Source organism: Rhodovulum iodosum, assembly GCF_041020385.1.
GTDB classification, from domain to species: domain Bacteria; phylum Pseudomonadota; class Alphaproteobacteria; order Rhodobacterales; family Rhodobacteraceae; genus Rhodovulum; species Rhodovulum iodosum.
The window spans coordinates 940,720-959,631 of sequence record NZ_JBEHHI010000002.1 but is presented as its reverse complement, the minus strand read 5'-3'; the positions used below and the strand labels follow the sequence as shown (position 1 = coordinate 959,631).

The following is an 18,912-nucleotide window of genomic DNA, read 5'->3' as shown; positions in this document are numbered from 1 at the left end:
TCGCGCCGGTTGCCCGGCGCCCGTGCCTTAGGCTGCGTGGAACACGAAGGACCGCATCGAGACCGAGCCGAGGTCGATGGCGTCGGTCATGAAGCTCAGCGCGTCGCGCGCATCGGACGCGCCGGCGATGGTCAGCGCGGGCAGGTAATGGTCCACCGTCGGGTGCGCCATGGTCAGCAGGGGCCCCAGCCCGCCGCGGTCGGTCAGCGCGGCGAGGTCGCGCGCGGCCAGTCGTTCGGCGAAGAGGGTGTCGAACTCCAGCGCGAAATCCTGAGGTTTGCCGCCGGGGTGCATGGCAGGCAGGTTGTGCACCACGTTGCCCGAGCCAAGGATCAGAACGCCCCGGTCGCGCAGCCCCGAAAGGGCACGACCGACCTCGATCTGGTGGTCCAGCCCCCGGCTCATGTCGATCGAGACCTGGAACACGGGCACATCTGCGTCGGGGTAAAGGAACTTCAGGATCGTCCATGCGCCGTGGTCGAGGCCCCAGGTGTCGTCCTCGGCGCCGTGGTGGCTGGCCAGCAGCGTCGCCACCTCGCGCGCGAGATCGGGCGCGCCGGGCGCGGGATAGTCCTGTTGGTAAAGGGCGTCGGGAAAGCCGTGGAAATCGTGGATCGTGCGCGGCAGGGCCGAGACATCGACCAGCGTCGTGCCGCGGGTCATCCAGTGGGCCGAGACCACGAGGATGGCCTCGGGCCGCGGCAGGCTGCGGCCCAGATCGGACCAGGCGCGGCTGAACGCGGTGTCTTCCAGCGCGTTCATCGGGCTGCCGTGGCCGAGGAACACCAGCGGCATCCGGTCTGAGGGTGCCAGCCGGTCACGAAGTCCGGTCAGGGCCTGGGCGGTGCTCATGTCGGGTCTCCTCGGGGCAGGGGGCCGCCTTGCGGCGGCCCGTTCGGGTCAGGCGAACTGGCCCAGCGTCCTTTGCAGGACCGGAAGGCGCAGTGCGTAGGCGCCGCTGCCCATCAGCACGAGCGCGGCTTGCGCGACGGCCCAGAACAGCGGGTATTCCCAACCGCCGCCTTCGCCGGAAAAGCTCCAGCCATTGCCCCAGTGCGCCCAGGTCGCGCCCAGCAGAACCGGGATCAGCGCCAGCGACACCAGCCGCGTGGCAACGCCGAGGATCAGTGCCAGCCCGCCGGCGATTTCCGCGAAGATAACCAGGTAGGCGAGGATGCCGGGCAGGCCGAGGCTTTCGAAGAAGGCCACGGTGCCGGGGATCGTGAAGACCTGCACCTTCATCAGGCCATGGGCGACGAAGAGCGCACCGCTGGTCACGCGCAGGCCGAGGGCGGCATAGTCGGATTGGGTTGGAGTGGTCATGACTTGGGTCCTTTCCTGCGCCGCCCCGATGGCGGCCCTTGTTGATCTGCGTTGAAATTAGAGCTTGAGGCTTCTCAACGAAATGGCGAAGCTGGTGAATAACTATCCTCAAAACGTTCCTAATGGGGCGCCATGGACATCGTCGACGAGCTCAAGGCCTTTGTCGCCACAGCCCAGACGGGCTCTTTCACGGCAGCCGCCGATCAACTGGGCGTGTCCAACCGCCTGACCTCGAAATACGTGGCCGAGCTAGAGGGGCGGCTGGGCGTCCGGCTGTTTCAGCGCACCACCCGCAAGGTCGGGCTGACCCCCGCGGGCGAGGACCTGATGGCGCGCGCGCCTGCGCTGCTGGACGACCTCGACGACCTGCTGGCCGAGGTTGCCGAGGGGTCGCGCGGGTTTTCGGGTGTCATCCGCATTTCCGCACCGGTGACCTTCGGCGAGGTCTACGTGGTCGGGATGCTGGAGCGGATCGCCCGCCGGAACCCCGGCCTGACCTTCGACCTGCGGCTCAGCGACCGCTACGCGGACCTCGCCACCGAGGGCATCGATGTCGCGTTCCGCATGGGCCGGTCCGAGATGCTGTCGCTCAAGGCGCGCAAGCTGGGCACCTTTCGCAGCATGGTGGTGGCAAGCCCGGGCTACATCGCGCAACACGGCGCGCCGGCCGCGCCCGCCGAGCTGGCCGACCACGGCTGCATCGTCGATACCAACCGGCGATCGCCCCGCCGCTGGGTCTTTCACCGGGACGGGGCCGAGCATGCGGTCAACGTGCAAGGGCGGTTTCACGTCAATTCGGCGCGGGCCGCCGTGCACCTGGCGGCCAATGGCTTCGGCATCGCCTATGCCCCGCGCTTCGTGCTGTTCGACATGCTCGACGAGGGCGCGCTGGTGTCCGTTCTGGAGGCCTACAGCGAGGAAACCGGCCCGCTCAGCGCGGTTTATCTGGAGGGGCGTGTCCTGCCGCGCAAGGTGCGCGCGCTGATCGACTTCGCGGCAGAGGATATCCGGGCCGCCGGCATACTCTGAGGCGCGGCAAAGGCGCTTGCCACCGGCGCCCGTCGGGTTAGCCTGCGGCCATGATCATCTCCCGCGGGCGGCGCTACATCTTCGTGCACATCCCCAAGACCGGCGGCACCGCCCTTGCGCTGGCGCTGGAGGCGCGGGCGATGGCAGACGACATCCTGATCGGCGACACGCCGAAAGCGCGCCGCCGCAAGCGCAGGCTGGAGGGCGTGCAAAGCGCCGGGCGGCTTTGGAAGCACTCGACCCTGGCCGATATCGAGGGGCTGGTGGCGCCCGAGGAGTTCGGTGGATTTTTCACCTGCGCGCTGGTGCGCAATCCCTGGGACCGGGCGGTGAGCTATTACCATTGGTTGCGCACCCAGCGATTTGACCACCCGGCCGTGGCGCTGGCCCGGCGACTGGCGTTCGGCGCGTTTCTCGACCATCCGCAGACCCGTGCCGGTCTGGCGGCGTGGCCCTACGGCCGTTACCTGCGCGACGGCACCGGCGCGGAACGCTGCACCGCCTGGCTGCGGCTGGAGCATCTGGCCGAGGATATCGCGCCATTCGAGGCGCATCTGGGGTTTTCCCTGCTGCCGCTGGCGCGGGTCAACGCCTCGGCGCGGCACCCCGATTTCCGCCCCTATTTCTCGTCTCGCACCGCCGAGCTGATTGCGGAGATCTGCGCCGAGGATGTCGCGCGCTTCGGCTATAGCTTCGAGGACGCGGCGCAATGTTGACCGATCGTGCGCAAACCGTCCCCCAATGGGTCATTTTTGCCGTTTTAGGGACAATGCCCCTTTTTGGGCCAGGTCGCGTCGCAATCCGGACGCGTTAACCATTTCCTATGCAGGGCACGGGCCGACTCGGCCGACGCAGACGCCGATCTGGCCCGGCGGTATCGTGTTTGACCTTGAGGGACGCCATGTTGACGCAGTTGACCCAGGCGCTTGGCGGCGAAAAGCGCAATAACCCCGGCCAAGGGGCGGGGGCCTCCGGCACCGCTGTCGTCGGGAAGGCCGCAGGATTGCCCGTGGGCACGCTTCTGGCCTGCGATGGCACTTGGCGTCGGGTCGACTCGCTTGAGCCCGGCGACCGCGTGCTGACCTTCGATCACGGCCCCCAGCCCATCGTCGAGATCGACGAAGAGGTGACCTGGTGCGAGGGTGCGGACGGCGCCGGCGAAGACTGGCCGTTCCTCGTGCCGGCCGGCGCGTTGGGCAATGTCGAGCCGATGGAGTTGATGCCCGATCAAAGCGTGCTGATCGAATCCGACCTTGCCGAGATTCTATACGGCGATCCTTTCGCACTTTTGCCGGTGGCGCTGCTGGAGGGCGTCAACGGAATCCGCCGTCGCGGCCCCACCCGCGACGGCGTCGATCTCTCCCGGCTGATTTTCGAGCGTGACGAGGTGGTCTTTGCCAACGGATCGGCGCTGCTCTACTGCCCGTGCCTGCGCAAGGGAGCAGGCAGCGCCCATGCCACCGGCTACCCGATGCCGTCGCGCGAAGAGGCGAAGGGGCTGGCGCGGACCTACGCGTCAGCGGCGGCGGGTCCGGCCGGCGCCGCCACCGAGCCCGACCTCGACCCCTATGCCGCCGCGGCCGGCGCGAAACGGTCGTAAAACCGCGCGCCGCTTTCGGCCATCTCGCGCAACAGCGCCGGCGGGGCGAACCGGCCCCCGTGCCGCGCGGCCAGCCCCTCGCATATCTCCACAGCCCGCGCCGCCCCGATCATGTCGAGCCATGAAAACGGCCCGCCCGACCACGGCGCAAAGCCCCAGCCAAGGATCGCGCCCACATCGCCCTCGCGGATATCGGTGAGCACGCCATCCTCAAGCGCGCGCACCGCCTCCAGCACCTGCGCGAAGAGCAGCCGGTGCTGGACCTCGGTCAGGCCGGGCTGGTCCGCGTCGGGGGGGAACCGTTCGGCAAGGCCGGGCCAGAGGCCGGTGCGCTTGCCCGCATCGTCATAGGCGTAAAACCCGGCCTGCGCCTTGCGCCCCATCCGGCCATCACCGGCCAGCCAGAACAGCACCTCGTCCACCGCGCCGTCGGGATAGGCGTCGCCCATCGCGGCCCTTGTCGCCTTGGCGATCTTCACGCCCAGATCGATCGAGGTCTCGTCCACCAGTTGCAGCGGCCCCAGCGGCAGGCCGACCAGCTTGGCCGCGTTCTCGACAAGCGCCGGGTTCACGCCCTCGCCGACCATGCGGATGCCCTCGTTGAGATAGGGGATGATGCAGCGGTTGGCGTAGAAAAAGCGGGCATCGTTGACCACGATGGGCGTCTTGCGGATCTGGCGGACGAAATCCAGCGCCTTGGCCACGGCCCGCGCGCCGGTCTCGCGGCCCTTGATGATCTCGACCAGCATCATCTTTTCCACCGGGCTGAAGAAATGGATGCCGATGAACTGCGCAGGCCGGGCGCTTGCGCGCGCCAGCCCGGTGATCGGCAGGGTCGAGGTGTTGGTGGCGAAAACCGCGTCGGGCCCGAGGACGGCCTCGGCCCGCTCGGTCACCCCGGCCTTTACATCGGGGTCCTCGAACACCGCCTCGACGACCAGGTCGGCGCCTTCGAGCGCGTCATAATCGGCGGTGGCGGTGATCCGGCCCAGCACTTCGGCCTTCTTCTCTTCCGTCGCCTTGCCGCGCTTGATGCCCTTGTCCATGTAATCGGCGGCATAGGCGCGGCCCTTTTCGGCGGCCTCCGCGCTCTGGTCGACCAGCACCACCTCGATGCCCGCCTGCGCGGCCACCAGCGCGATGCCGGCCCCCATCATCCCCGCGCCGAGGATGCCGATTTTCCGCACCCTCTGGTCGGGCACGCCGGCGGGGCGCGAGGCGCCCTTCTCCAGCGCCTCCTTGTTGACGAAGAGCGAGCGGATCATCGCCCCCGAGGACGGGTTCATCAGCACATGGGTAAACCACCGCGCCTCGATCTTGAGCGCGGTGTCGAAATCGACAAGCGCGCCCTCGTAGACGGCCGAAAGCAGCGCCTTGGCCGCCGGGTACACGCCCTTGGTCTTGCCGTTGACCATGGCGTTGGCGCCCACGAAGGTCATGAAGCCCTGCGGCGTGTAGGGCGCGCCGCCGGGCATCTTGTAGCCGCGCGCGTCCCACGGCTTGACCAGATCGGCGTCTTTCGCCTGCAAAACCCACTCCCTGGCGGCGGCGGCGGGGTCCTCGGCCACCTCGTCGATCAGCCCGGCCATCCTGGCCTTTTTCGGGTCCGAAAGCTTGCCCTCCAGCAGGAAGGGCGCCGCGGCCATCGCCCCCATCTTGCGCACCAGCCGCGTGGTGCCGCCCGCGCCCGGAAAGATACCGACCATGATCTCGGGCAGGCCGATCTTGGCCTTCGCGTTGTCGGCGGCAAAGATCCGGTGGCAGGCCAGCGGGATTTCCAGCCCGATGCCCAGCGCCGTGCCGGGCAGGGCGGCGGCGATCGGCTTGCCGCCTTTCCTGGTCTTGGGGTCCATCCCGGCCAGCTCGATCTTGCGCAGCAGGGCGTGGATCTTCATCACGCCCTCGAACAGGCCCCTTGCCGGGTCGTCGCCCGCCTCCTGCTTCATCCGCGCGATAGCGTTGAGGTCCATGCCGCCGGCGAAATCGGGCTTGCCGCTGGTCAGCACGATGCCCTTGACGCTGTCATCGGCCAGCGCCGCGTCGACAAGCGCCTCAAGCTCGGCAAATCCTGCCAGGCTCATCACGTTCATGCTGCGGTCCGGTACGTCCCAGGTGATGGTGGTGACGCCGTCGGCGTCGGTTGCGCTGTGAAACTCGGCCATTGTCGCTCTCCTCACACCCGTTCGATCACGGTCGCAGCCCCCATGCCGCTGGCCACGCACAGCGTTGCCAGCCCGACCTGCCTGTCGGCGCGCTCCATCTCGTCCAGCAGCGTGCCGAGGATGATGGCGCCGGTCGCTCCCAGCGGGTGGCCCATGGCGATGGCGCCCCCGTTGACGTTGACCCGCTCGGGATCGGCGTCGAAGGCCTGAAGAAACCGCAGCACCACGGCCGAAAACGCCTCGTTCACCTCGAAAAGCTCGATATCCGAAATCGCCATGCCCGCCTCGGCGAGCAGCTTTTCGGTCACCGGCACGGGGCCCGTCAGCATGATCGTCGGGTCGGTGCCGATCTTGGCCGAGGCGCGGATGCGCGCCCTGGGCGTCAGCCCGTGGGCGCGGCCGAAATCGGCATCGCCGATCAGCACCGCCGCCGCCCCGTCGACGATGCCGCTGGAATTGCCGGCATGGTGAATGTGCTCGATCCGTTCCAGGTGCGGGTATTTCATCACCGCCACCTGGTCGAAGCCCGGCATCACCTCGCCCATCTCCTTGAACGCGGGTCTGAGCGCGCCGAGGCTTTGCATGTCGGTCTCGGGGCGCATGTGCTCGTCGCGGTCGAGGATCGTCAGGCCGTTGACGTCGCGGACCGGCACCACCGATTTCGCGAACCGACCCTCGGCCCAGGCCCGCGCCGCGCGCCGCTGGCTTTCGACGGCCAGCGCGTCGGCCTGATCGCGGGTGAAGCCGTGTTCGGTGGCGATGATGTCGGCCGAAATCCCCTGCGGTACGAAATACTGCGCCATGGCGACGCTGGGGTCCACGGCGACCGCCGCCCCGTCGCTGCCCATGGCCACCCGGCCCATCATCTCGACCCCGCCCGCGATATAGGCCCGGCCCGCGCCGGCGCGCACCTGGTTGGCGGCCAGGTTCACCGCCTCCAGCCCGCTTGCGCAGAACCGGTTGATCGAAAGGCCGGGCACCTTCTGGTCCAGCGACGAGGCCAGGACCGCGGTGCGCGCGAGGCAGCCACCCTGTTCGCCCACCTGGGTCGCGTTGCCCCAGATCACGTCCTCGACCGGTGCTGCCTCCAGCCCGTTGCGCGCAACCAGCGCGTCGAGCATCTGCGCCGACAGGCCGAGCGCGGTGACCTCGTGCAGGCTGCCGTCCTGGCGGCCCCGGCCGCGGGGGCTGCGCACGGCGTCATAGATATAGGCGTCGGTCATGATCGGACCTCCCGTCGATGTGTCAGGCCCGGTCGGTGGGCGAGCCGGGCATAAGGTCATAGGGGTGTTTCCAGCCGGGCAGGGCGGCAATGCCGTCAAGCCAGCGGTCGATATTCGGCAACGCGGCGCGGTCGAAGCCGAAGGGCTCGGGATAATAAAGATACCCGCAACACGCCAGATCGGCCAGCGTGGGCGCGCCGCCCACCAGCCAGTCGCGCCCCTCCAGCGCGTGGTCCAGCGTCGTCAGCGCCGCCCGCACCCGTCCCGTAAGCCAATTGATCGCCTCGGCCGGTCGCTTTTCCTCGGGCAGGAAATTCATCATGAAGCGCAGCGCGCCGGCCTGGGACGACATCTTGTGATTGTCCCAGAACATCCAGCGCATCACATCGCGCCGCTCGGCCTCGGTCGCGCCGTCGAACCGGCCCGTCTTCTCGGCGACGTAGTACTGGATCACGCCCGACTGGCTGAGCGTGATATCGCCATCGACCATCACCGGCGCCTCGCCCATCGGGTTGAGCGCACGGAACGCGGGCCCGCGCGCCTCGCCGTTGAAGAAATCGACGAAGACCGGTGCCCAGTCGAGCCCGGCCAATTCCAGGGTCAGCGCCGCCTTGTAGGAATTGCCGCTTTCGCCGAAGCAGTAGAGCTGGATGGTCATCGTCCTCTCCCTCCTTTGTGTCTTATCCCGGGCGGCGCGCCCGGCCGAACCGCGGCGCCGTGGGTATTTTTGCCAAGAAGAAGCAGCAGGGCGCGCGCGGTAACCGACCGTTAACCATGCGCGCGCCACCCTTGGCGAGCGGTACAGGCTGGGGAGCCGATGACCGCCCAAGGAGAAGGCCCTCCGCCCCGCGCCTCCACCCCGGTATCGGCCGGGGGCGTCGTCGGGGCGGGGGGCTGGCCAGCCTGCTTCTTCTTGGTCGAAATACCCAATGGCCCGACGCCGGCCACGGGCGCGCCGCGCCCCGGGTCATCGTTTCCGCGCCTCGAGCTCGGCGTTGAAGAGGCGCAGCCGGTGGGTCAGGATCTCGTGGTCGGTCACGCTGTCGAAATGCTCGAACAGAAACGACAGCGCCTCGCCGTCGTCGAGCCCGGCCTCGCGGGAGAAGCGTTTCAGCCGGCGATAGCCGTCTTCGGTCATCGCGACGGGGAAGCGGCGGGTCAGGCGCAGGCGTTTGGGCATCGGCATCTCCTGTCTCGCGGAAAACTGCGCTCAGACTAGAACCTGTCGGCGGGCAGCGCCATGACCGTGTCGGCCCCGGTTTCGATCCGCGCAAGATGAAGCCGGGTCGCGGGCAGGTGGCGGGCCATGTAGTAGCGCCCGGTGGCGAGCTTGGTCTCGTAAAAGCCCGCGTCGCCGCGGCCCTCGGCCAGCGCGGCGCGCGCGGCAGCGGCCGTTTTCGCCCACATCAGCCCCAGGCAGACATGGCCGAAGAGGTGCAGGAAATCGCTGCTGCCGGCCAGCGCGTTCTCGGGCTTTTTCACGCCCTCGGCGACGAAATACATCGCCGCGGCCTGCAGGTCTTTCGAGGCGGCCTTGAGCGGGTCGAGGAAATCGGCCTTCAGCTCCGCGTCGTCCGCATGCGTCTTGACGACCGCCTTCACCATGTCGAAGAAATCCCGCATCGCCTGCCCGCCATCGAGCGCCAGCTTGCGCCCCACCAGGTCGAGCGCCTGGATGCCGTTGGTGCCCTCGTAGATCATGGTGATCCGGGCGTCGCGGACGAACTGGTCGAGGCCGAGGTCGCGCGTGTAGCCGGCGCCGCCGGGCACCTGCTGGGCCAGCACCGTGGCCTCGAACCCCTTGTCGGTGAGAAACCCCTTGATCACCGGGGTAAGCAACGAGATCAGCGCGTCGGCTTGCGCATCTTGCGCCCGGTTCGCGCGGTCGATCAACTCGGCGCCCCAGAAGACCAGCGCCCTGGCCCCTTCGACGAGGCTTTTCTGGTGCATCAGCATGCGCCGCACGTCGGGATGCACGAGGATCGGGTCGGCCGGGCCGTCCGGGTTGGCCGGGCCCGACAGTGCGCGGCCCTGCAACCGCTCGCACGCGAAGTCCAGCGCGCCCTGGTAGGCCGCCGCCGCCTGCGCGTAGCCCTGCAGCCCGACGCCCAGCCGCGCCTCGTTCATCATGGTGAACATCGCGCGCATGCCCTTGTGCGGCTCGCCCACGAGGAACCCGGTCGCGCCCTCGTAGCGCATCGCGCAGGTGGCGTTGCCGTGCAGGCCCATCTTGGATTCGAGGCCGGTGCAGGCGACGGCGTTGCGCTCGCCGGGGTTGCCCTCGGCATCGGGCAGGAATTTCGGGACGAGAAACAGCGAGATGCCCCGGGTGCCCTCGGGCCCGCCCGGTATTTTCGCCAGCACGAGGTGGACGATGTTCTCGGCCAGGTCGTGTTCGCCCGCCGAGATCCAGATCTTGCTGCCGGTGATGGCGTAGCTGCCGTCGGGGCGCGGCTCGGCGCGGGTCTGGATCAGGCCCAGGTCGGTTCCGCATTGGGGCTCGGTCAGGTTCATCGTGCCGGACCATTGCCCGGTGATCATCCTGGGCAGGTACGTGGCCTTTTGCGCGTCGGAGCCATGCACCTGCAGCGCCGAGATCGCCCCGTGGGTCAGTCCCTGGTACATGTTGAAGGCCATGTTGGCCGAGGCGAACATCTCGCCCACCGCCGAATGCAGCAGATAGGGCATGCCCTGCCCGCCATGGTCAGGGTCGGCGTCGAGCGCCGTCCAGCCGCCCGCACACATCTGCCCGTAGGCCGCCTTGAAACCGTCGGGCGTGCGCACGACGCCGTTCTCCAGGTTGCAGCCCTCGGCATCGCCCACCGCGTTGAGGGGCGCCAGCAGCTCGGCCGAGATCTTGCCGGCCTCTTCCAGTACGGCGGCGGTGAAGTCGGGCTCCATCTCGCCATAACCCGGGATGTCGGCGCGGGCGACCTGCAGCACCTCGTGCAGCAGGAACTGCATGTCGTCGACCGGGGGCGTGTAGCTGGGCATTGCGGGCGCTCCCTTTTCGTCGCGGGCTATTCGGCGGCGCGGTTTTGCGGCGTGTCGGCCAGCACGCTTTCGCCCCATGCCAGCCGCTCTTTCAACTCGTCGATGGCCTCGTTCAACTCGTCGCGCTGGCGTTCCATGTCGTCGAGGCGGTCGCGGGCCAGTTCGTAGACCCGGCGCAGCTGCGTGGCGTTGGGATCGTGCGGATCGTAAAGGTCGAGCAACTGGCGGATCTGTTCGAGGGTGAAGCCGAAGCGCTTGCCGCGCAGGATCAGCTTGAGCCGGCCACGGTCGCGCCGCGTGAACAGCCGCTGCTGGCCCTTGCGCACCGGCGCCAGCAATTCCTTGGATTCGTAAAAGCGCAAGGTGCGCGCGGTCACCCCGAAGGTGCGGCACATCTCGCGGATCGTCATCAGGTCGTCGTTCATCTAGTGGGTCCAGTAGAAAATCTAATGCCGCAGAGGTGCCAATGCGCGGCGCCGAAGACAATACCCGGTTACGTTGACGTTAACGTAACGTTGCGTCATTGCGCCGCCGGGGGCTTGCCGATCTGCTGTGCCACGCGGTTGCGCAGCTCTTTCAACTCGGCGATCGACGCTTCGAGTTGGGCCTTTTGATCGGTCAGAACCTTCAGTTGCCGATCGGCCAGCCCGATCACGGCCTGCATCTGCGCTTCGCTGCCGTCCTGGTCGTAAAGATCCAGCCATTGCCGGATCTCTTCGAGGCTGAAGCCGAACCGCTTGGCGCGCAGGATCAGGGTCATCCGCGCGATCTCTCGCGGGGAATAGAGCCGGGCGCGCCCGTCGCGTTCGGGCTGCAGCAATTCGATGTATTCGTAGTAGCGCAGCGTGCGGGGGGTCACCTCGAACCGCGCGCACATCTCCTTGAAAGTCAGGGTTTCGTCGGGCATCCGTCCGGCTCCGCCTGCGCATGGCCGAAGCGTAGATCAACGCCGCCGTCCGGGCAATTCAGTTCAGCAGGCCGGGCGCGAATATGTGAACGGAGTAGGCCACGATCACCGCAGGCACCGCCGAATAGGCGGTGGCCAGCACCGCCGCGCGCGGGTTGAGCGCAATGGCCGGGAACAGCGCGTCGCCGTCGTTCGAGATGGCGTTGCCGATCAGCGCGGCGAAGGGCAGCGCCCCGTTGATGTAAAGCGTGGTGACCAGAACCTGCGGGCCGCAGCCGGGCACGAAGCCCACCACGATGGCGATCAGCGGCAGGATCGGTGCGACCGCGCTGAACCACGCGGCCAGGTCGAGCCCGGCGAAGACGGTGGCGTAATCGTAGGCCAGGTAGGCGCCGATCACCCAGACCGAGATAAAGCTCGTCTCCTCGGCCATACGGGTGACGGGGCCGTCCTTGGCATTGCTCATCGCCTGAAGCGGCGAGGCGGCCCAGATGAACAGGCCCATCGCCGTGCCGGCCAGCGCCAGCCACATGACCGGCAGGCCCAGAACATTCCCGATCTCGACCTGGGCCAGTTGCGCCGCGCCCACGGCCAGGCCCGGCAGCACAGGCACGAGGTAGGCCAAATCGCGGGCGCGCAGCCGGCCGATGCGCGGCGCGATCTCGCAGTCGCCGCCCTTGAAGGTGGCGAACTCGATCCGGTTGAACCGGTCCACGACCCAGCCCGACAGGATACCCAGGACCAGCGATACGGGCAGCACCACGGCGGCCGCGTCGGGCCGGGTTGCAATCAGCAGGAAGGCCGCGTCGCCCATCGTGGCGGTCAGCGCCGCCACCACGGCGCCAAGGCCCACATTGCCCGACGAATAGGCCGCGACCACGATCACCGCGCCACCGCAGCCGGGCGTCATGCCCAGCAGCGCGGCCAGCGGCACCTGCCAGCGGCGTGCGCCGTGCAGCGCGGTGCCGATGTCGAAGCGGAACAGCCGCTCGGCGCCGTAAAACAGCATCAGCGTGGCCGCCACGAAGACGCTGACCTGCACATAGGCGTCGGTCATCAGCCCGCGGGTGACCGCACCCAATTCGCCAGGGGCGGCGGCCAGCGCCATCAGTGCCAGCGCGACGGCCAGCCGCTTGCCGCGGAACGGACCCAGGAAGTCAGACGGCAGCCGGATCTCGTCGGCCGCGGTGCGGAGGAGCCTCGTGGTCATGTTGTCCTGCAATTGCGAATAATTCTCAAATTCGGAAGTTAGCACTTGCAGCACGGCTGGCAAGCCCCAATAAGCGAAATGATCCAAAAAAGGGGGCCGAAATGGGCAATGACCAGGCCGAGGCGGCGCGCCAATTCATTGAATCGATCCCGCATTGCCGGGCGCTGGGCATCCGGGTGGATGACATCGGCGCGGGCGTGGCAGAGCTGTCGATGCCCTACGACCCGAAACTGATCGGCGACCCGAAAAGCGGGGTGATCCATGGCGGCGCGGTCTCGGCGCTGATGGACACGTGCGGCGGGGCCGCGGTGATCAGCCACCCGGCCGGCGCCGCGGGCACGGCCACGCTGGATCTGCGCATCGACTACATGCGCGCGGCCACGCCGGGCCAGCGCATCAGCGCCCGCGCCGAATGCTATCACGTCACCCGTTCGGTTGCCTTCGTGCGGGCCACCGCCCTGGACGAGGATCGAGACAAGCCGGTGGCCACCGCCACGGGCGCCTTTACCGTGGACCGCACCCGGGAGGGCGGGGCATGAGCCGGCCCGCCCCCGAACCCGTCCAGACCATCAAGCAGCGGCGCGACGCGGCGCTTTCGGCGCTGGTACAGGGCGTTCCCTATATCCGGTTCCTCGGCATCGCGTTCGAGCGGCGCGGCGACGAGCTGACGGCGCTGCTGCCCTTTGACGACGCGCTGATCGGCAACCCCGAGCTGCCCGCGCTGCATGGTGGCGTGACCGCCGCCTTTCTGGAGGTCACCGCGATCATCGGGCTGAGCTGGGCGATGATCTGGGACGACCTGGAAAGCGGCGCGCTGGACCCGCTGTCGCTGACCCCCGACACCCTGCCGCGCCTGCCCAAGACCATCGACTTCACCGTCGACTACCTGCGGGCCGGCCTGCCGCGCGACGCCTACGCGCGCGCGCGGGTCAACCGCTCGGGCCGGCGCTATGCCTCGGTTCATGTCGAGGGCTGGCAGGACAAGCGCGCGCGGCTCTTCGCGCAGGCGACGGGGCATTTCCTGATGCCGCAACGCGATGGCTGATATCGCCCGGCCGCCGCCGCCGCTGCTGGGCCATGGCCGGGTCCTCAAGATCGCCCTGCCGATCGTGCTGTCGAACGCCACGGTTCCGATCCTTGGCGCGGTCGATACCGGCGTGGTGGGCCAGCTTGGGCAGGCCGCGCCGATCGGCGCGGTCGGGATCGGCGCGATCATCCTGTCGGCGGTCTACTGGATTTTCGGCTTTTTGCGCATGGGCACCACCGGGCTGACCGCGCAGGCCTGGGGCGCACGCGACCACGCCGAGGTCGACGCGATGCTGTCGCGCGCACTGATGATCGGCCTTGCGGCGGGCTGTGCGATGATCGTGCTGCAACAGGCGATCTTCGCGGGCGCTTTCATGCTCTCGCCCGCCTCGGCCGAGGTCGAGGGTATGGCGCGGCAATACATGGCCATCCGGGTCTGGTCGGCGCCCGCGGCGATCGCGATCTACGGTCTTACCGGGTGGCTGATCGCGCAGGAACGCACCAGCGCGGTGCTGGCGATACAGCTCTGGATGAACGGGCTCAATATCGGGCTGGACCTGTTGTTCGTGCTGGTCTTCGACTGGGGGGTGCCGGGCGTGGCGGTGGCCACCTTCCTGGCGGAATGGTCGGGGGCGGGGCTGGGGCTGTGGCTGTGCCGCGGCGCGTTCCGCGGGACCGCCTGGAAGGACTGGCCGCGGGTCTTCGACCGGGCGCGGCTGCGCCACATGGCCAGCGTAAACACCGACATCCTGATCCGCTCGCTGCTGTTGCAGGCGATCTTCGTCTCGTTCCTGTTTCTCGGCGCCGATTTCGGCGATGTGCCGCTGGCGGCCAACCAGATCCTGCTGCAATTTCTCGAAATCACCGCCTACGCGCTCGATGGTTTCGCCTTCGCCGCCGAGGCGCTGGTGGGGCAGGCGCTGGGCGCCAGGGAACGGCTGGCGTTGCGCCGGGCGGCGCTGATGACCTCGTTCTGGGGGCTTCTGGCCTGCGCCGGGCTGGCGCTGGCCTTCGCGGCTTTCGGCGGCGCGATCATCGACACGATGACCACGGCCGAGACGGTGCGCGCAGAGGCGCGGCTCTACCTGCATTACATGGTCGCCGCGCCGGTGGCGGGGGTGGCCGCGTGGATGCTGGACGGTATCTTCATCGGCGCCACGCGCTCGCGCGACATGCGCAACATGATGCTGTTGTCGGCGGCGATCTACGCCGCCGCGGCGGCGGCGCTGGTGCCGGCCTTCGGCAATCACGGGCTCTGGATCGCCTTCCTGATCTCATTCGTGGCGCGCGGCATCACGCTGGGGCTGCGTTACCCCGCGCTCGAGGCGCAGGCCGCGGGGTAGCGCCACGTTGTTCGGTGCGTTTCGCTGCAAGGCGGTGGCTCGCCTGGCCGGCGATCGGGACGTTCAGTATCGACAGGGAGCCTGTAGCGTTCGCCACCCCGACCGCCGCGCTCCCGACTATTTCCGCAGTTCGATATTCCGCTCCTGGAACGCTGTCGTCGCGTTGGTGTGCGGATAGGGCTGATCCGGCACGGGGACCCCGAGGAACGCGCAGAGCGGCACCCAGCCGGAGCCGAGTTCATGCACCAGCAAACGGTCGGCCGGGATCGCCGACTTCACCTCGGCAGCATGTGCCTCGAACTCCGCCATCGCCCGCTCCTTGGTGTCGAAGCGGTCGCCGAGGAAGACCGTGATAAACTCCTGGATCTGGCGCATATGCGGCGCGTCCGGCGGCATTTCGGTCTCTCGAAAGACCTTGATCGTCTTGCTGTAAGACTCGTACCAGTCGCCGGGATCGCGCATCGACAGGATCACTTTCGCATCCGGGTACCGCTCCGCCGACTCGCGCCAGAAATGGGCGCCGGGCCAGTCGACCTGGGAGCGGTAGCCGTCGAACAGGAGGTCGAGATCGAGCTTTGCACCTCCGCAGAGATGCTCGTGCCACGGCTTCGCCTTTTCGGGATTGTCCCGGATTTCGTGCATGTGATGGCAGGGTCCGAAGCCGAGAACCGTCAACGCCTCGCGCATTGAATCCGTGCCGGTACGGCCAAGGCCCGCGCCGATAATATCCAGTGCCATTCTCAATTGCCTCCTGAAATGCGCCAACCGATCTCGCGGCGAGATTGCTGCGGGACGCGGCAAGGCTTTGGTGAGTGTGGCCGATGCGCGTGTCTTTGCATAGGACCAGTGACCGGTGCCCGAAGTCCGTCTTGCGCTTTCAGCCCTGTGCGGCCGGGGTCCCGGCATTCGGCCGCCTTGGGACGATGAACGGCAGGCGTCGCCCGGGTGACGTCTGATGATGCCCCGATCATTGGGCGAGTGCATTGGAATCAGACGGGTTTCGCGGATGACCCGTTGCCGAGCGCGGCCCTGTCGGGCGTCGTCGCGCTGTCGCAGGGCGACACCGTGGCCGCGGCCGCCATCAATGCCCTCCCCAAAATGAGCAATCTGGGCTACGCTCTTTGTGATCGGAGGAAAACCATGACACCCGTTGTGCAAGCCTGCGCCGTGGCCGCGATCGCCTTTGGAACAGGGGCGGCGACGTTGAGCGCGATGAAGGACGATCTGGCTGACTTGGCGGTGCCGAGCGTTACGTGGGAGCCGGGTGCCGCACTTGACGGCCGCGTTTTCTACACGGAGGACACGATCGAGGAAACCGGTGAAGTGATGCACGATGAGTTGCGTTTCGTGAATGGCCGGTTCCAATCCTCAAGGTGCCAACTCTACTGTGATTTCGGCTGGTCCGACTACAAGACCTGGGCCGAGGGCGACGTCATCCACTTCACCACGACGACCTATTGCCCCGACGCCCCGCACACCGTCGTCTGGTACGGCAAGGTGACAGGTGACCAAATGCGCTTCGACGGGACATGGACCACCCGGCGATGGTACTGGACGCGGCAACTCAACGTTGCCGGACAAGGATCCGTCACACCGCACGACAGCGTGGCCAGTTCCGGGTGAGCGAGCAATCGCGGCCGCCCGGGACCCTCGGCCCGGTCAAGATCGCGCTGCGCCTCGTGGGGCTTCTTGCGGTCGTGATCGCGGCGACCTGGGCGTCACACCTGCTGCGCGAGACGTTGAACCTGGAAATCATGCCAGAGAACGAACAGCAGGTGCACCGGATGATCATGCTCGGATCGGTGGCCTACATAGGGCTCTTGGCGCTGCCCTTCGTGCCGGGGGCCGAGATCGGTCTCGCCATGTTGACTGCATTCGGTGCGGCAATCGCCCCGCTGGTCTATGCATCGACAGTGGTGGCGATGATGCTGTCCTACACGGTGGGCCGCCTTTTGCCGGTCACGGCGCTGGCGCGTCTTTTGTCGGTCTTGCGGATGCGCCGCGCCGCCGCACTGGTGACGCGCGCCGCGCCACTGTCGCCCAGCGCTCGTCTGGCGATGCTGATGGAAAACGCACCGCCCCGCACGGTCGGGCTTGCTTTGCGTCACCGTTACATCGCGCTTGTGCTTACGGTGAACATGCCCGGCAATGCCGTGATCGGTGGCGGCGGCGGGATCATGATGGTGGCAGGTCTGAGCGGGATCTTTGCACCGGTGCCGACGTTTCTTGCGATAGCAGTCGCGGTGTCACCGGTTCCGCTCGGCATCGTGTTGCTGGGCGCTTGACCTCTGGGCCGCACGGTCCGCCACGCAGCAGCCAGAGCCCACCGCACCGAACGGCCGCTCGCGTTTGCTGTCTTTCGTGACCGGCGCGGCGAGCTGTTGTTCCGAGCCCCAAGGGGGCACCCAGGTCGGTGAAAGGTTCTGCTCTCCCAGAAACGCGAGGGATGCAGGGAAGAACAGGCCGGTCGGAACGGTCCATGGTCGGGGGCAGGGCGCCGTCCCAACCGAGACGCCCATCCTTTCAGGTGCTGCAGGACCGACAGGGCCGCTGGGCAGCTTGTGGCGACAGGCCGTATTCATGCGCCCGCAGGCGCTATTTCGCTGACCGCCGGCGATTCATCTGCGCTGATTTCTCTTGGCGCAAGACTGCGAAAAGGCGACAGGCAATCACGCATCGCACAGGGGATTTTTTGGGATGTGGTCTTGGGGCTGCAGGCTGGCAAACAGCCGTTCGGCAAGCGAAACCCTGCGAAATCTTCGGTTTCCACGCGAACTCGTTCTTGCGTTGCAGACCGGCTTGCCTTGGTCTTTCGCCATGATGCCGCATCGCTGGGGCAAATCGCCCGTGCCCGGAGCGGTTGCACGCGGGCGCGGCTTGGTGGACTCTGGGGCGGCGACCGGGCCAGCGCGAAAGGAAAACGCATGAAAATCGACGGCACCCATTATCGCTCGATCTGGCGGACGGCCGAGGGCCGGGTCGAGATCATCGACCAGCGCTGGCTGCCGCACGAGCTGCGCATCGTGGCGCTGGAGACGCGCGCCGATGTCGCCGCGGCGATCCGCGAGATGTGGGTGCGCGGCGCGCCCCTGATCGGGGCCACGGCGGCCTACGGGGTGGCGGTGCAGATGGCCCACGACCCGTCGGACGCGTCGCTGGCCGAAACCTGGGAGGTGCTGCATGCCACCCGGCCCACGGCGATCAACCTGCGCTGGGCGCTCGACGAGATGAGGCGGATCTTGCAGCCCATGGCGCCCGCCGACCGGGCCGACGCGGCGTTCAGGCGCGCGGGCGAGATCTGCGACGAGGATGTCGAGATCAACCGGCGCATCGGCGAGAACGGCCTTGCCATCATCCGCGACATCGCCGCGCGCAAGGGCGGGGGCCGGGTCAACGTGCTGACCCATTGCAATGCCGGGTGGCTGGCCACCGTCGACTGGGGCACCGCCACGTCACCGATCTACCATGCGGTAGAGGCCGGCATCGACGTGCATGTCTTCGTCGACGAGACGCGGCCGCGCAACCAGGGCGCGCACCTGACCGCCTGGGAGATGAACCATCACGGCGTCAGCCACGACCTGATCGTGGACAACGCCGGCGGGCACCTGATGCAGCATGGCGAGGTCGACCTGTGCATCGTCGGCACCGACCGCACCACGGCGCGCGGCGACGTGTGCAACAAGATCGGTACCTATCTCAAGGCGCTGGCGGCACAGGCCAACGGCGTGCCCTTTTACGTGGCGCTTCCCTCGCCGACGATCGACTGGACGGTGTCGGACGGGGTGCGCGAGATCCCGATCGAGGAGCGTGGGCAGGACGAGGTCACCCATGTGCAGGGCCGGCTGGAAGATGGGCGCATCGGTCATGTGCTGATCTCTCCCGACGGGACGCCGGCGCGCAACCCCGCCTTCGACGTGACGCCGGCGGCGCTGGTGACCGGGCTGATCACCGAGCGCGGCGTCGCCGAGGCCAGCGCCGCGGGGCTGGCCGCGATGTTCGCGGAGCGGGCAGTGGGGTAGGCGGTCCGCCCCTCCGATCCGACCCGATGGGCGCAGCTCGACTTGGGGTGCGGCGCGGTGTCGTGTGGGTGGGTCG

General features: G+C 67.9%; 20 protein-coding genes. 9 read left to right on the top strand and 11 right to left on the bottom strand.

Annotated elements, in window-relative coordinates; translation table 11 throughout:
- Positions 1 to 27: 27 nt before the first annotated feature.
- The gene (gene ygiD / locus Ga0609869_RS13805; protein ID WP_125404861.1) at positions 28 to 852 is read right to left on the bottom strand and encodes a 4,5-DOPA-extradiol-dioxygenase; all 825 of its coding nucleotides are present in this window, start codon (positions 850 to 852) and stop codon (positions 28 to 30) included.
- A gap of 48 nt (positions 853 to 900) precedes the next feature.
- Complete coding sequence (locus Ga0609869_RS13800) at positions 901 to 1,323, bottom strand: DoxX family protein (protein ID WP_125404863.1); 423 nt, start codon at positions 1,321 to 1,323, stop codon at positions 901 to 903.
- Between the two features lie 132 nt (positions 1,324 to 1,455).
- On the opposite strand from Ga0609869_RS13800, the gene Ga0609869_RS13795 reads away from it, so the two are divergent.
- The 3 genes from Ga0609869_RS13795 to Ga0609869_RS13785 all read left to right on the top strand — a co-directional run bounded on the left by Ga0609869_RS13795 (position 1,456) and on the right by Ga0609869_RS13785 (position 3,952).
- On the top strand, positions 1,456 to 2,352 hold the full coding sequence (locus Ga0609869_RS13795) for a LysR family transcriptional regulator (protein WP_125404865.1): 897 nt from the start codon (positions 1,456 to 1,458) through the stop codon (positions 2,350 to 2,352).
- A 50-nt stretch (positions 2,353 to 2,402) separates the two neighbouring features.
- Positions 2,403 to 3,068 (top strand): sulfotransferase family 2 domain-containing protein, encoded by a 666-nt coding sequence (locus tag Ga0609869_RS13790; protein ID WP_125404866.1) that lies wholly within the window; start codon positions 2,403 to 2,405, stop codon positions 3,066 to 3,068.
- 185 nt (positions 3,069 to 3,253) lie between these two features.
- Positions 3,254 to 3,952 carry a Hint domain-containing protein gene (locus tag Ga0609869_RS13785; RefSeq protein WP_170168809.1) on the top strand — a complete coding sequence of 233 codons (699 nt, stop codon included), beginning with the start codon at positions 3,254 to 3,256 and terminating at the stop codon, positions 3,950 to 3,952.
- Here the strand turns inward: Ga0609869_RS13785 and Ga0609869_RS13780 are convergent.
- The 8 genes from Ga0609869_RS13780 to Ga0609869_RS13745 form a co-directional block, all read right to left on the bottom strand.
- Positions 3,919 to 6,114 (bottom strand): 3-hydroxyacyl-CoA dehydrogenase NAD-binding domain-containing protein, encoded by a 2,196-nt coding sequence (locus Ga0609869_RS13780; protein WP_125404869.1) that lies wholly within the window; start codon positions 6,112 to 6,114, stop codon positions 3,919 to 3,921. The two genes, Ga0609869_RS13785 and Ga0609869_RS13780, sit on opposite strands and share 34 nt — an antisense overlap.
- 11 nt (positions 6,115 to 6,125) lie before the next feature.
- Positions 6,126 to 7,337 carry an acetyl-CoA C-acetyltransferase gene (locus Ga0609869_RS13775; protein ID WP_125404870.1) on the bottom strand — a complete coding sequence of 404 codons (1,212 nt, stop codon included), beginning with the start codon at positions 7,335 to 7,337 and terminating at the stop codon, positions 6,126 to 6,128.
- Positions 7,338 to 7,359: 22 nt separating this feature from the next.
- Positions 7,360 to 7,995 (bottom strand): glutathione S-transferase family protein, encoded by a 636-nt coding sequence (locus tag Ga0609869_RS13770; RefSeq protein WP_125404871.1) that lies wholly within the window; start codon positions 7,993 to 7,995, stop codon positions 7,360 to 7,362.
- Positions 7,996 to 8,304: 309 nt separating this feature from the next.
- Positions 8,305 to 8,517: a hypothetical protein gene (locus tag Ga0609869_RS13765; RefSeq protein ID WP_125404872.1), complete on the bottom strand. Its 213-nt coding sequence runs from the start codon at positions 8,515 to 8,517 to the stop codon at positions 8,305 to 8,307.
- 35 nt (positions 8,518 to 8,552) lie between these two features.
- On the bottom strand, positions 8,553 to 10,331 hold the full coding sequence (locus tag Ga0609869_RS13760; RefSeq protein WP_125404874.1) for an acyl-CoA dehydrogenase C-terminal domain-containing protein: 1,779 nt from the start codon (positions 10,329 to 10,331) through the stop codon (positions 8,553 to 8,555).
- Between the two features lie 26 nt (positions 10,332 to 10,357).
- Positions 10,358 to 10,756 carry a MerR family transcriptional regulator gene (locus tag Ga0609869_RS13755; RefSeq protein WP_125404876.1) on the bottom strand — a complete coding sequence of 133 codons (399 nt, stop codon included), beginning with the start codon at positions 10,754 to 10,756 and terminating at the stop codon, positions 10,358 to 10,360.
- Positions 10,757 to 10,851: 95 nt separating this feature from the next.
- Positions 10,852 to 11,238, bottom strand: coding sequence for a MerR family transcriptional regulator (locus Ga0609869_RS13750; RefSeq protein WP_125404878.1), 387 nt, complete (start codon positions 11,236 to 11,238; stop codon positions 10,852 to 10,854).
- A 58-nt stretch (positions 11,239 to 11,296) separates the two neighbouring features.
- Positions 11,297 to 12,448 carry a putative manganese transporter gene (locus Ga0609869_RS13745; protein WP_125404880.1) on the bottom strand — a complete coding sequence of 384 codons (1,152 nt, stop codon included), beginning with the start codon at positions 12,446 to 12,448 and terminating at the stop codon, positions 11,297 to 11,299.
- A gap of 101 nt (positions 12,449 to 12,549) precedes the next feature.
- Between Ga0609869_RS13745 and Ga0609869_RS13740 the strand changes: the two genes are divergently transcribed.
- From Ga0609869_RS13740 to Ga0609869_RS13730, 3 genes are read left to right on the top strand one after another with little or no spacing between them, the layout of a single operon-like run.
- Positions 12,550 to 12,987, top strand: coding sequence for a PaaI family thioesterase (locus Ga0609869_RS13740; protein WP_125404882.1), 438 nt, complete (start codon positions 12,550 to 12,552; stop codon positions 12,985 to 12,987).
- Positions 12,984 to 13,493 (top strand): PaaI family thioesterase, encoded by a 510-nt coding sequence (locus tag Ga0609869_RS13735; RefSeq protein WP_125404884.1) that lies wholly within the window; start codon positions 12,984 to 12,986, stop codon positions 13,491 to 13,493. The genes Ga0609869_RS13740 and Ga0609869_RS13735 overlap by 4 nt, the downstream gene beginning before the upstream one ends.
- Positions 13,486 to 14,817 carry an MATE family efflux transporter gene (locus tag Ga0609869_RS13730; RefSeq protein WP_125404886.1) on the top strand — a complete coding sequence of 444 codons (1,332 nt, stop codon included), beginning with the start codon at positions 13,486 to 13,488 and terminating at the stop codon, positions 14,815 to 14,817. Before Ga0609869_RS13735 ends, Ga0609869_RS13730 begins: the two co-directional genes overlap by 8 nt.
- 117 nt (positions 14,818 to 14,934) lie before the next feature.
- Here Ga0609869_RS13730 and Ga0609869_RS13725 read toward each other — a convergent pair whose 3' ends face one another.
- A complete protein-coding gene (locus Ga0609869_RS13725; RefSeq protein WP_125404888.1) occupies positions 14,935 to 15,555 on the bottom strand; it encodes a sulfotransferase family protein in 621 nt (206 codons plus the stop codon).
- Positions 15,556 to 15,762: 207 nt separating this feature from the next.
- Here Ga0609869_RS13725 and Ga0609869_RS13720 point away from each other — a divergent pair, with 207 nt between their 5' ends.
- From Ga0609869_RS13720 to mtnA, 3 genes are all read left to right on the top strand, one after another.
- Positions 15,763 to 16,440 (top strand): hypothetical protein, encoded by a 678-nt coding sequence (locus Ga0609869_RS13720; RefSeq protein ID WP_245972242.1) that lies wholly within the window; start codon positions 15,763 to 15,765, stop codon positions 16,438 to 16,440.
- The gene (locus Ga0609869_RS13715; protein ID WP_245972244.1) at positions 16,362 to 17,102 is read left to right on the top strand and encodes a hypothetical protein; all 741 of its coding nucleotides are present in this window, start codon (positions 16,362 to 16,364) and stop codon (positions 17,100 to 17,102) included. Before Ga0609869_RS13720 ends, Ga0609869_RS13715 begins: the two co-directional genes overlap by 79 nt.
- A gap of 639 nt (positions 17,103 to 17,741) precedes the next feature.
- Positions 17,742 to 18,836 carry an S-methyl-5-thioribose-1-phosphate isomerase gene (mtnA, locus tag Ga0609869_RS13710; protein WP_125404890.1) on the top strand — a complete coding sequence of 365 codons (1,095 nt, stop codon included), beginning with the start codon at positions 17,742 to 17,744 and terminating at the stop codon, positions 18,834 to 18,836.
- The last annotated feature ends 76 nt before the right edge of the window (positions 18,837 to 18,912 follow it).